The following is a 12,344-nucleotide window of genomic DNA, read 5'->3' on the forward strand; positions in this document are numbered from 1 at the left end:
CGGCACACATCGATGCGAGACCCATCCGCCAAGATCCATCGGATTGACATTCTCCGCGATTGTGACACCGTCCGGACATTGCTGATCCAAGGTTTCGAGGCGAAATGACAGAACGATCGCAAGCCGTTATCACCACAGCCGAAGAACGCCCGCGCGACGGATGGAACGACCCCGTCCACGGCTCCATCTCCTGGCACACGCTGCTCAGCAGCGACATCACCCCCACCGACAGCATGAGCGCCGGCATAGCCGACCTTGCTCCCGGCGGCGAGCTGAAACCGCACCGCCACGACCCCTCGGAAATCTATTTCATCTTCGAAGGAACCGGCATCGTCCAGATAGACGGCAAGGAAACAACGGTCAAACCAGGCACCACTGTCTTCATCCCCGGCAACGCCGAACACGGCATCCGCAACGAATCATCCACGAACCTGAAATTCTTCTACGTGTTTCCGACGGGATCGTTTGCGGACGTGGTCTATCGATTTCCGGAGGGTTGAGGGGTTTTGAGCTGATTACCAGGGAATCAGCTTGTTTGATGTTGGCCGGCAAGAATGACCAAACTGGCGGAGAGGGTGGGATTTGAACCCACGATACCCTTGCAGGTATGCCGCATTTCGAGTGCGGTGCATTCGACCACTCTGCCACCTCTCCGGTTATGCTGGTCGGCGCGCGTCTCAGCGCGGGCTGTCTCATAGCGACAGTCGGAGACGATGGCAAGGGCGAATATGAAAGCTTTTCATCCTTTTGCCTTGACAGATCAGGGGCGCTTATATATCCCGTGCGGCGCAATAGGTGTGGATAAGTCCGCGCCTTGCCCGCCCTGCTTCGCGCAGGGTTTCACCGGCAGATCTTTTTAAGGCCTCGGGCCTTTGGAATTCCTGCTCAATTTCGACTGATAAAAAGACGGCCGCTCGTCCTCAAGACGAGAGAGCCGGAACGAACATGAAAGGATAAAAAATGTTCGCAGTCATCAAGACCGGCGGTAAGCAGTACCGTGTGGCAGCCAACGACGTGCTGACCATCGAGAAGCTCGAAGTCACCGCCGGCGGCACCGTAGAATTCACCGAAGTCCTCGTTATCGGCGAAGGCGCCGACGCTGCGATTGGTGCTCCCTTCGTCAAGGGCGCTTCCGTCAAGGCCGAAGTGGTCGAGCACAACCGCGGCAAGAAGGTTATCGCCTTCAAGAAGCGCCGTCGTCAGAACTCGAAGCGTTCGCGCGGCCATCGCCAGCACCACACTGTTGTCCGTATCACGGACATCGTGGCTGCCAAGTAAGTAACGGGATCAGGGTTTAAAGGAGAACTCCAATGGCACACAAAAAAGCTGGCGGTTCCTCGCGCAACGGTCGCGATTCCGAATCCAAGCGCCTTGGCGTGAAGAAGTTCGGCGGCGAAGCCGTCATCGCAGGCAACATTATCGTGCGTCAGCGCGGCACGCAGTGGCACCCGGGTTCCAACGTTGGCCTCGGCAAGGATCACACGATTTTTGCGCTTACGGCGGGCAACGTGAACTACCGTACGAAGGCCAATGGCCGCGTGTACGTGTCTGTAATGCCGAAAGCGGAAGCAGCGGAATAAGCCGGTAGCGCTCTAAAACAGCCGGCGTCTCATCGACCCGGCTGACGCTACAAGGTTCAGTCAAGAAAAAAGGGGAGATGGGGCGCCATCTCCCCTTTTTCTTTACCCTCAACCAAGGAGGACTGAACCATGCAAGGCGAATTGTTAAGGGAAGACCAATCAAGGTCTCCCGAAGAACGGCTGAGGCCGGATAGGTTAAGGACCGATTGCCCCGTCTTACTGTCGGAAAGGCTCGTTCTGCGCGCGCCCCACGAAGAAGACATCGACGCCCTTGCCCATCTCGCCAACAACGCCAATGTCGCCACGATGGTGTCGCGCATGCCGCACCCGTATACGGCCAATGATGCCGCCGATTTCGTGCGACGCACGAAACTTGGCGAGATTGGCAAGTGCGTCTATGCGATTACCAAAGCCGACAACGGCGCCTTTCTCGGTTGCTGCGGGGTTGAGCCTACGGGCGATCCGCGCACCGTCGAGATCGGCTATTGGCTGGGCGAACCCTACTGGAACCAGGGCTACACCACCGAAGCAGCGCATGCGCTGGTCGACATGGTCTTCCGCACGCGCGAAAGCGTTGCACAGATCGATGCCCGTTGCCGGGTCATGAACGTCGCTTCGCGGCGGGTCGTGCAGAAGTGCGGCTTCCAGTTCCAGGGATCGGGTCTCGCCGCTTCGCTGGCGCTTGGCAGCACTGTGCCGGTCGAATGGTACAGGCTCGACCGGAAGACCTGGATATCGTTGCGCAGCTGGGGAGGCATGAGATGAACGCTCTCGCTCTCACCCGCCGCGATGCCCGGCTGCTGATGCCTGGGCCGACGCCGGTCATCCAGACCGGCCGACTGACGCTGCGCCCGCACCGGCTCAGCGACGCCGATATGATTGCGGAATCGCTTTCGGATTTCGCCGTCACCCGCATGCTGGCCCGCGTTCCCGCGCCCTATGACCGGCAGGATGCGCTCGACTGGCTGGTCGAGCACACCTCCGGCCTCGGGGCCGATTGGGAACTCGCCATCACCGAGCGGGATGATGCCCATATCGGCAGCGTCGGTATCGAGCTCCGCCACGGCCGCTGGCACCTCGGTTATTGGCTGAACCGCTTCTACTGGCGGCAAGGCATCATGACCGAAGCGGTCAAGGCTTCGCTCGAACGTTTTGCCCGCCGCATGCCCGAAGTCGCCGTCCATTCCGGCGCCTTCGCCGACAATCCGGCATCCTTGAAGCTACAGCAGAAGCTCGGCTTCGAGATCACCGGTTGCTCGGAGATCTACAGCTTCGCCCGCAACACCATGGTTCCGCATATCGAAACCATGCTGAAGCCGGGCGCGCTGCGGCTCTCGCAGGCGGCCTGAGATGACGTGAGGCTGGTCAGGCATGCCTGTGCTTGTTGCGCCTGAATGCCTGGCCCCTCACCCCAACCCTCTCCCCGCAATGCGGGGAGAGGGGGCAATTCGCTGCTCGACGCTTTCCAACCCCTGGTTCGGAAACGGCTGATTTAAAATGATAATTCCCTCTCCCCGTGCAAACGGGGAGAGGGCTAGGGTGAGGGGTCTCGCAGGCCAAAGCGACAACGCGGATAGGCTTGATAATCCTCGGTCCTATTGATCGATCTCACCCTTCATAGGGACCGATCGAAACCTTCAACTTCAACTCCCCGTGAGTCAGTTGAAGGAAATTCAGACCTCGCAGGATGTTCTAGATCATCAACTTCACGATAATCTTTGACCTCCGGCTGCACGGCCTATATCGAAGGCAACATGACGGGTAAATACGCGCCACAAATATGCAAGAGGCGTGGCGAATTGAAAAATAGCGCATCGACTTTCCGCAATCCTGTTCGGTCAGGAAAGCCGGGCGCCGACACAGAGTGACGGACGTAAGATGAAATTTCTCGATGAAGCAAAAGTCTTTATTCGCTCAGGCGACGGCGGCGCGGGCAGCGTTTCCTTCCGGCGCGAGAAGTTCATCGAATTCGGCGGCCCCGATGGCGGCGATGGCGGCCGTGGCGGCGATGTCTGGGTCGAGGCCGTCAACGGCTTGAACACGCTGATCGATTTTCGCTATCAGCAGCATTTCAAGGCCACGATCGGCACGCATGGCATGGGCAAGAACCGCGCCGGCGCCAAGGGCGAAGATGTGACGCTGAAGGTGCCCGTCGGCACACAGATCTTCGAGGAAGACGGCGAAACCCTGATCTGCGACATCACGCAGGAAGGTCAGCGTTTCCGTCTCGCCGCCGGCGGCAATGGCGGTTTCGGCAACGCCTATTTCAAATCCTCGGTCAACCAGGCGCCGGATTGGGCCAATCCCGGCCTGCCAGGCGAGGAAAAGACCATCTGGCTACGGCTGAAGCTGATCGCCGATGCCGGCCTAGTCGGCCTGCCGAATGCCGGCAAGTCCACCTTTCTCGCGGCCGTCAGCCGCGCGCGGCCGAAGATCGCCAACTATCCGTTCACGACGCTGCATCCCAATCTCGGCGTTGCCACCATCGACGGCCAGGAGTTTATTCTGGCCGACATTCCCGGCCTGATCGAAGGCGCCCACGAGGGCGTCGGCATCGGCGACCGCTTCCTCGGCCATGTCGAGCGCACCCGCGTGCTGCTGCATCTGGTCTCCGCCCAGGAAGAGAAGGTCGGCAAGGCCTACAAGACCGTCAAGCACGAGCTTGAAGCCTACGGCAACAGCATTCCTGACAAGCCTGAAATCGTCGCGCTGTCGCAGATCGACGTGGTGGACGAGGAAACGCTGAAGAAGAAGACGCGCGAACTGGCGCGGGCCTGCGGCAAGACGCCCTTCCAGATTTCCGCCGTCACCGGTCGCGGCATGACCGAAGTGCTGCGCGCCCTGCGCGACGTCATCGTCGAAGCCAATGCGGGCGAAGCGGACAAACCGGCAAAGTCCCCCAAGGTACGGCACCGTGATTTGCAGCCTTCCGACGATGAAGGCGCCGACGAGCGTCTTAGTGAAGACGGGGATCATCAGGGATGACTGCCCGCAAGCCGCTCGACCGCTACCGCCGCATCGTCATCAAGATCGGCTCCGCCCTCCTGGTCGATCGCAAGACCGGCTTGAAGAAATCCTGGCTCGACGGCATGTGCGCAGACATCGCCGCATTGAAGGCCAAGGGCATTGATGTTCTGGTCGTCTCCTCGGGCGCGATCGCGCTCGGTCGCTCGGTGCTCGATCTGCCCTCCGGCGCGCTGAAGCTGGAGGAGAGCCAGGCGGCAGCGGCCGTCGGTCAGATTTCGCTGGCCCGCGCCTGGTCGGAAAGCCTGTCGCATGACGATATCGTCGCCGGCCAGATTCTGCTGACACTTGGCGACACCGAAGAGCGCCGGCGCTACCTCAACGCCCGCGCCACCATCAACCAGCTGCTGAAGATCGGCGCGGTGCCGATCATCAACGAGAACGATACGGTCGCGACCAGTGAAATTCGCTATGGCGACAATGATCGCCTGGCCGCTCGGGTCGCAACCATGACCGGCGCCGATCTTCTGGTGCTGCTGTCGGATATTGACGGACTCTATACCGCCCCGCCTCATCTCGATCCGCAGGCGAAATTCCTCGATACCATCGGCGAGATCACGCCTGAGATCGAAGCCATGGCCGGCGGCGCCGCTTCGGAACTGTCGCGCGGCGGCATGCGCACCAAGATCGATGCCGGCAAGATCGCAACGGGTGCTGGCTGCGCCATGATTATCGCATCGGGCAAGACCGACCGGCCGCTGAACGCAATCGAAAACGGCGCCCGCTCTTCCTGGTTCGCGCCGTCAGGTACGCCCGTCACCGCCCGCAAGACCTGGATTGCCGGCCAGCTGCAGCCGGCCGGTGAGCTACATGTCGACGATGGCGCCGTCACGGCGCTCGGCGCCGGCAAGAGCCTGCTGCCCGCCGGTGTCCGTAAAGTCGTCGGCCATTTCGGCCGCGGCGACACCGTCGCTGTCATCGGCCCCTCCGGCCGCGAGATCGCTCGCGGCCTTGTCGGCTACGATGCCGAAGAGGCCCGCCAGATCACCGGTCGTAAATCGGCTGAGATCGAGGCGATCCTCGGCTATGCCGGCCGCGCCGCCATGGTGCATCGCGACGACCTCGTCATGACCGCTTCCGTCAAGGCGAGGGCCGAGAAATCGAAGAAGGATGAAGCTCATGCTTGATACTGTCGCACAAAGCCCCGACATCGACGTGCTGATGAACGATATCGGCCGCAAGGCCCGGGCTGCGTCGCGACCTCTAGCCTTCGCGTCGACGGAGAGCAAGAACAAGGCATTGAACGCCATGGCGGATGCCATTCTCGCTCGCAAGGATCATATCCTCGCCGAAAACGCCAAAGACCTGAAAGACGTGGAAGGCACGGATATGCTCGCCTCCTTCGTCGATCGGCTGACGCTGAACGACAAGCGCGTCGCCGAGATGGCAGACGGCATTCGCGCCGTTGCTGCCCTCGCCGATCCCGTCGGCGAAGTCATCGCAGCCTGGGATCGCCCCAACGGCCTGAAGATCGAGCGCGTCCGCACGCCGCTCGGCGTTATCGGCGTCATCTTCGAAAGCCGGCCGAACGTGACGGCCGATGCCGGTGCGCTGTGCCTGAAGGCCGGCAACGCCGTCATCCTGCGCTGCGGCAGCGATTCGCGCCGCTCCTCGCAAGCCATTCACGATTGCCTGGTCGAGGGGCTGAAAGCAGCCGGCCTGCCGGAACATGCGATCCAGCTCGTGCCTGTCAGCGATCGCGCCGCCGTCGGCGCCATGCTGCGGGGCCTCGAAGGCAATATCGACGTCATCGTACCGCGCGGCGGCAAGAGCCTGGTCGGTCGCGTGCAGACCGAGGCGCGCGTGCCGGTCTTTGCCCATCTCGAAGGCCTCTGCCACATCTATATCGACGCCTCGGCCGATCTCGACATGGCGAAAGCCATCGTCGTCAACGCCAAGATGCGCCGCACGGGCATCTGCGGCGCCGCCGAAACGCTGCTGGTCGACAAGAAGGTCGCCTCCACCCATCTGAAGCCGCTGCTCGACGGCCTTGCCGCGGCCGGCTGCGAAATCCGTGGCTCCGCCGATGTGTTGAAGCTTGCTCCTGGCCTGAAGGCGGCAACGGAAGAGGATTGGACGACGGAGTATCTGGCCGCCATCATCTCTGTCGCACTGGTCGACGGCATTTCCGGCGCGATCGGCCATATCGGCAAATATTCGTCGAACCATACCGAGGCAGTCATCGCCGAAGATCCCGCAGTGGTCGAACGCTTCTTTACCGAAATCGATTCGGCGATCCTGCTGCACAATGCCTCGACGCAATTTGCCGATGGCGGCGAATTCGGCATGGGCGCGGAAATCGGCATCGCCACCGGCAAGATGCATGCACGCGGGCCTGTTGGCGTCGAGCAGCTCACCTCCTTCAAATACCGCGTGCGCGGCACCGGACAGATACGGCCCTGACGTGCTGACAGAAGAGGTCGATCAACGCTATCTGCGCATGCCCCATGCCGAGCGCGGCATGGTGGTCGGTCTTTTCGGCGGTTCGTTCAACCCGCCGCATGGTGGTCATGCGCTGGTAGCCGAGATCGCCATTCGCAGGCTTGGTCTCGACCAGCTCTGGTGGATGGTGACGCCGGGCAATCCGCTGAAGAGCCATAATCACCTGGCGCCGCTTGCCGAGCGTATCGCGCTCAGCGAGCAGATCCTCCACAATCCGCGTATCAAGGTGACGGCCTTCGAGCAGACGCTTGGGCTGAGCTACACGGCCAATACGCTGGCCCATGTGAAGGCGCGCAATCCCCATATCCATTTCATCTGGATCATGGGCGCCGACAGCCTGAACACGTTTCATCGCTGGCAGAAATGGCAGGAAATCGCCCGCACCTTCCCGATCGCCGTCATCGACCGGCCGGGATCGACGCTCTCCTATCTCTCGGCCAAAATGGCCAAGACGTTCCACTACGCTCGCGTCGATGAAGACGACGCCCGCGTACTCTGGAAGAAGCGCGCGCCGGCCTGGACCTTCATCCACGGACCACGCTCAACGCTCAGCTCGACAGCCTTGCGTGCCGCTCAATAATTTCGCCGATTTTTTGGAAAAGTCCGGAAAATAAAAAGCCCGACGCGGGAGGAGGATGCGTCGGGCTTTTGAACCTGATCAGCAACTGGGAGGAGGAGAGTTGCTGATCCATATCGAACGGCATTGGGAGGAGGAGATCGCCGTTTCGATGATTATGTTTTACCAGATTTTACCGATTGATAAATGGTCGATTGCGCAATGCAGCAATGCATATTGCGCATGGCTATGAAAATTTTCTGCCCAAAAAACGCTTCTTTTGCAAATTTGGCACGATTTCATTTTCGTGGACGGCACTCGCTCCGTGGCTCAAAGCCCTAAGATCCCACGGTTCGTAACGTTACGTCTCGCTTCGTGAGCGTTCGCCAATCCAGTGGGCAAATTCAGCCATGCATTTTTGCGGCACGCAACCCTACTCATATGCGTTGTAATGTTGAAAATCCATAAAATACGTAGGGTTACGCGATCATATCGCGATGTATTTTTCTAAATACATCCCTAGCCAAGCTTGTCGCGCCGTTATATCTCTCGAAACATGTCGACATCTTTGGGGAGAAATAAGATGGCTACCAGCCGACGCAAATGGATCAAGCTTGCCACCGCCGCGCTATCAGCCGCATGGCTCGGTCTCTCGGTTACGCCGACACCGGCATTTGCTGCCGAAAAGATCGTCGTCTTTGCGGCCGCCAGCATGAAGAACGCGCTCGACAACGCCGATGCCGCCTTCATCAAGGAAACCGGCAAGGAAGTCACCGTCTCCTATGCAGCGAGCGGCCCGCTCGCCAAGCAGCTTGAAAACGGCGCACCGGCCGATGTCTTCATCTCCGCCGACACCAACTGGATGGATTATGTCGCCGGCAAGAAGCTGATCAAGGACGACAGCCGAGTCAACCTGCTGGGCAACAAGCTCGTTCTCGTCGCCGCCAAGGATAAGGCGAAGCCAGTCGAGATCAAACAGGGCTTTGATCTGGCTAACCTTCTCGGCGACGGCCGCCTGGCGATCGGCCAGCCGGAATCCGTGCCGGCCGGCAAATACGGCAAAACGGCGCTGGAAAAGCTGGGCGTCTGGTCATCGGTTGAAAAGAAGGTCGCCGGCGCCGAGAGCGTGCGCGCCGCCCTCGCCCTGGTTTCGCGCGGCGAGGCGCCCTATGGCATCGTCTATCAGACCGATGTCTCGGCCGATCCGGGCATTGCCGTCGTTGGCACCTTCCCGGCCGACAGCCACCCGCCGATCGTCTATCCCTTTGCCATCACCGCCAGCAGCAAGAACCCGGACGTACAAGCCTATTTTGACTACCTGAAATCGGCTAAGGCTGTTCCCTTCTTCGAGCATGAGGGCTTCACCATCCTGAAGCAGTGAGCGTCATCACCGCAGATCAGGCATGAGGTTCGATATCAGGCTCGCCGACCGTGGCGGGCCTGAGATGTTTTAAGGGGCGGAATTTGGACGCATTGGGTTTGAGCAGCGACGAATGGACAGCCATAGAGCTGAGCCTGCACGTTTCCATCGTCGCCATGCTGGTGAGCCTGCCCTTCGGCATCGGCGCCGCATATCTGCTGGCGCGCGGGCGCTTCTGGGGCAAGTCGATCCTCAACGGCCTCATTCACCTGCCGCTGATCCTGCCGCCGGTCGTCACCGGCTTCATCCTTCTCATTCTCTTCGGTCGCAAAGGGCCGATCGGCTCGCTGTTCGAGCAATATCTCGGCCTCGTCTTCTCGTTCCGCTGGACGGGTGCGGCACTTGCCTGTGGCGTCATGGGCTTTCCGCTGATGGTGAGAAGCATCCGCCTGTCGATCGAGGCCGTCGACCGCAAGCTCGAGGAAGCCGCCGGCACTTTGGGCGCCAATCCCGCCTGGACCTTCCTGACCGTGACTTTGCCGCTGATCCTGCCCGGCATCATCGCCGGCATGATCCTGTCTTTCGCCAAGGCCATGGGTGAATTCGGCGCCACGGTCACTTTCGTCTCCAACATTCCCGGTGAGACCCAGACTCTGTCTTCGGCGATCTATACCTTCACCCAGGTTCCGGGCGGCGATGCCGGCGCTATGCGGCTGACCATCGTCGCCATCATCATTTCCATGGCAGCCCTGCTTGCCTCGGAATTCCTTGCCTACCTCGCTGGCCGCAGGGTGGATTTCGAATGACGCTCTTTGTCGACATCCGCCATCGCCTCGGCGCCTTCTCACTGGAGGCTTCATTCACCTCGGAGGGTGGCGTAACAGCTCTTTTCGGCCGTTCCGGCTCCGGCAAGACGTCGATCGTCCGCATCATCGCCGGTCTGACGCGCCCCGATCACGGCCGCGTCAGCCTCGACGATACGGTGCTCGCCGACACTGACAGGCAGATTTTTGTGCCGCGCCACCGCCGCCGCTTCGGCTATGTCTTCCAAGAGGCGCGGCTCTTCCCACACCTCTCCGTGCGGCAAAACCTCAATTACGGCCGCTGGTTCGCCCCCAAGAGCGGGCGCGGCGAAAGCTTTGACGGCGTCGTCGATCTTCTCGGCATTTCGGCCTTGCTCGATCGCCGGCCGGCAAAACTTTCCGGCGGCGAAAAGCAGCGTGTCGCGATCGGCCGCGCGCTGCTCTCTTCGCCGCGGCTTTTGCTGATGGACGAGCCGCTTGCTGCGCTCGACGAAGCCCGCAAGGCGGAAATCCTGCCCTATCTCGAGCGGCTGCGCGACGAAACGAAGATCCCGATCATCTACGTCAGCCACTCCATCGCCGAGGTGGCGCGGCTTGCCAATCGCGTCGTCGTCATGCGCGACGGCAAGGTCGAGACCATCGGCTCCGCTGTCGACATCTTCAGCCAGCTCTCCGGCCCACTGGCGGCAGACCGGCGCGAAGCCGGCGTGTTGCTGGAAGGCCGCGTCGAAGCGATCGACGATCGCCATCACCTGACCATGGTCGCCTTAAAGGCGGCAAAACTCATCGTGCCGGGTCAGGCGGCTGCCGTCGGCAAGACCGTGCGCGTTCATATTCCCGCCCGCGACGTCATGCTGGCGACCGCCCGGCCCGAGGGCCTCAGTGCCCTCAATATTCTCGATGGCGAAGTGCTGGGCATCGGCACGGCCGCCGACGGGACGGCGGAGGTCAGGGTCGACTGTGGCGGCGACATCGTTACTGCCCGCATCACGCAATTTTCAGCCGAACGGCTGGAGCTGCGCATCGGGCTGCCGGTCCATGCGGTCATCAAGACCGTGGCGCTCGAACATTAGTCAGGATTTTTTGAAGAAGCGTCCGCCAAGCTGCGATTGGCTTCGAGCCAGTTCAGATCATCGGCGATTGCCGCGCGCAGCGTCGTTTCCATGCCACGAAAGCGCCGCAACAACTCCTCGCCGAACGGTGTCAGCGCAGCGCCGCCACCCTTCTGGCCGCCTCGCTGCGATTCCACCACCGGTTCGCGGAACATGTGATTGAGTTCGCTGATGAGCAGCCAGGCGCGACGATAGGACATGTCCATGGCGCGGCCGGCGGCCGATATCGAGCCGGTCTCCTGAATATGCTCGAGGAGCTCCATCTTGCCGCGCCCCAGCCGATCCTGCCCCGAAAAGCTGATGCGGAGAATGGGCTTCAACGATGGCTGCGGAGCGTCGGTCATGGCACCTGTAACGGTTTGGTCTCAATGGTTTATAGGCGGCTTTCACGCGCCTGTACATGCCGGAGAGAATGGACGGGAGACGCCATCAGCCTATCTGATTTCCAATGCAGCGGCACACTCCAAGCAGGAATGGCACGAGCTTTGACCTTCGCTTGGACGGGAAAATCGATGCCGCCTTATATCATCTCCGACGTCACGGTGCGCGATGCCGAAGCCTTCCAGATCTACGGGAGCCGTGCAACCGCCTCCATAGCCCAACATGGCGGGCGCTATCTCGTTCGAGGCGGCCCGATCGAACAGCTGGAGGGTGGCCGGTCACCGCAAGCGATCGTGATCGTCGAGTTTCCCGACATCGAGCGAGCGAAAGCCTGGTATTGCTCACCCGAATATGCGCTTGCCCTCGAGGTTCGCGACCAAGCGCTCAGCCGTAACCCCATTCTTGTCGACGGAGTGAGCCCCGAAATCTGATTTTTGGCCTTCGCTGCAGAGATTCATCCATATCTGGTGCAAAAGAGCCCCGTTCAGACACAAATCCTTGTCCCGAACGCCCGAAGTTGAGGGCTTGCGTCTTGAAACCTTAATGCTTTGATGCCTATCTTTATAACGTGATCGACTCAGATCACTCACGTGCATGTTCTGTTACTCAAGGAAGGAAGAGCACTGACAACAGTACACGCCAAGGGAAGAACGCCTGTCGTTATCCCGAAGAGCTCGGAACGTGGCGCCGATGCCGCTGCCCGCGCCCTGCAAGCCGTCCTCGTAAGCCTCGAGGACTCCAAGGCCGAAAATATCGTCACCATCGACATTGCTGGCAAGTCTGCGCTTGGAGACTACATGGTCGTCGTCTCCGGCCGATCGAACCGCCATGTCCTGGCGATTGCCGACCATCTCATGACCGATCTCAAGGACGAGGGCTTCGGCAACGCCCGTGTCGAGGGTCTCGATGGCGGCGACTGGGTGTTGATCGACACCGGCGACATCATCGTTCATGTCTTCCGACCCGAGATCCGCGAGTTCTACAACATCGAAAAGATGTGGGCCGCACCCGATCTCGACGAAGGCACGCTGCACTAACCGACCCCGGAACGCTTTCCCGGTCCCGGTTGGCAGCTTTACATCGCCG

14 protein-coding genes, 1 tRNA gene and 1 pseudogene are annotated in these 12,344 nt (G+C 60.8%); 14 read left to right on the forward strand and 2 right to left on the reverse strand.

Annotated elements, in window-relative coordinates:
* Positions 1-104 precede the first annotated feature (104 nt).
* Entirely contained in the window at positions 105-500 is a 396-nt protein-coding gene (locus GA0061103_RS30685; protein WP_092718513.1) for a cupin domain-containing protein, read from the forward strand.
* A gap of 64 nt (positions 501-564) precedes the next feature.
* On the opposite strand, the gene GA0061103_RS30690 is transcribed toward GA0061103_RS30685, so the two are convergent.
* Positions 565-654 (reverse strand) — tRNA-Ser (locus GA0061103_RS30690).
* 306 nt (positions 655-960) lie between these two features.
* Between GA0061103_RS30690 and rplU the strand changes: the two genes are divergently transcribed.
* The 11 genes from rplU to modC all read left to right on the forward strand — a co-directional run bounded on the left by rplU (position 961) and on the right by modC (position 10,838).
* Entirely contained in the window at positions 961-1,278 is a 318-nt protein-coding gene (gene rplU, locus GA0061103_RS30695; RefSeq protein WP_004127263.1) for a 50S ribosomal protein L21, read from the forward strand.
* Positions 1,279-1,310: 32 nt separating this feature from the next.
* Positions 1,311-1,580, forward strand: coding sequence for a 50S ribosomal protein L27 (rpmA, locus tag GA0061103_RS30700; RefSeq protein ID WP_004127267.1), 270 nt, complete (start codon positions 1,311-1,313; stop codon positions 1,578-1,580).
* Between the two features lie 129 nt (positions 1,581-1,709).
* Positions 1,710-2,345, forward strand: a complete 636-nt coding sequence (locus GA0061103_RS30705; protein WP_092718516.1) for a GNAT family N-acetyltransferase — start codon at positions 1,710-1,712, stop codon at positions 2,343-2,345.
* A complete protein-coding gene (locus tag GA0061103_RS30710) occupies positions 2,342-2,929 on the forward strand; it encodes a GNAT family N-acetyltransferase (RefSeq protein ID WP_092718519.1) in 588 nt (195 codons plus the stop codon). Before GA0061103_RS30705 ends, GA0061103_RS30710 begins: the two co-directional genes overlap by 4 nt.
* A gap of 529 nt (positions 2,930-3,458) precedes the next feature.
* Positions 3,459-4,565, forward strand: coding sequence for a GTPase ObgE (obgE, locus tag GA0061103_RS30715; RefSeq protein WP_092718523.1), 1,107 nt, complete (start codon positions 3,459-3,461; stop codon positions 4,563-4,565).
* A complete protein-coding gene (gene proB / locus GA0061103_RS30720; RefSeq protein WP_092718526.1) occupies positions 4,562-5,731 on the forward strand; it encodes a glutamate 5-kinase in 1,170 nt (389 codons plus the stop codon). The genes obgE and proB overlap by 4 nt, the downstream gene beginning before the upstream one ends.
* Positions 5,724-7,007, forward strand: coding sequence for a glutamate-5-semialdehyde dehydrogenase (locus tag GA0061103_RS30725; protein ID WP_092718874.1), 1,284 nt, complete (start codon positions 5,724-5,726; stop codon positions 7,005-7,007). The genes proB and GA0061103_RS30725 overlap by 8 nt, the downstream gene beginning before the upstream one ends.
* Positions 7,008-7,044: 37 nt before the next feature.
* Entirely contained in the window at positions 7,045-7,626 is a 582-nt protein-coding gene (locus GA0061103_RS30730) for a nicotinate-nucleotide adenylyltransferase (RefSeq protein WP_245304926.1), read from the forward strand.
* A 559-nt stretch (positions 7,627-8,185) separates the two neighbouring features.
* Positions 8,186-8,983: a molybdate ABC transporter substrate-binding protein gene (modA, locus tag GA0061103_RS30735; protein ID WP_092718532.1), complete on the forward strand. Its 798-nt coding sequence runs from the start codon at positions 8,186-8,188 to the stop codon at positions 8,981-8,983.
* An 83-nt stretch (positions 8,984-9,066) separates the two neighbouring features.
* Complete coding sequence (modB, locus tag GA0061103_RS30740) at positions 9,067-9,768, forward strand: molybdate ABC transporter permease subunit (protein WP_092718535.1); 702 nt, start codon at positions 9,067-9,069, stop codon at positions 9,766-9,768.
* Complete coding sequence (modC, locus tag GA0061103_RS30745; RefSeq protein WP_092718539.1) at positions 9,765-10,838, forward strand: molybdenum ABC transporter ATP-binding protein; 1,074 nt, start codon at positions 9,765-9,767, stop codon at positions 10,836-10,838. Before modB ends, modC begins: the two co-directional genes overlap by 4 nt.
* Here the strand turns inward: modC and GA0061103_RS30750 are convergent.
* Entirely contained in the window at positions 10,835-11,221 is a 387-nt protein-coding gene (locus GA0061103_RS30750) for a winged helix-turn-helix domain-containing protein (RefSeq protein WP_092718542.1), read from the reverse strand. The genes modC and GA0061103_RS30750 overlap by 4 nt on opposite strands.
* 168 nt (positions 11,222-11,389) lie before the next feature.
* Between GA0061103_RS30750 and GA0061103_RS30755 the strand changes: the two genes are divergently transcribed.
* A complete protein-coding gene (locus tag GA0061103_RS30755; protein ID WP_092718544.1) occupies positions 11,390-11,689 on the forward strand; it encodes a DUF1330 domain-containing protein in 300 nt (99 codons plus the stop codon).
* Positions 11,690-11,852: 163 nt separating this feature from the next.
* Positions 11,853-12,295 (forward strand): annotated as a pseudogene (gene rsfS / locus GA0061103_RS30760) (ribosome silencing factor).
* Positions 12,296-12,344 lie beyond the last annotated feature (49 nt).

The organism is Martinezella multihospitum (assembly GCF_900094585.1).
GTDB lineage: Bacteria > Pseudomonadota > Alphaproteobacteria > Rhizobiales > Rhizobiaceae > Rhizobium > Rhizobium multihospitium.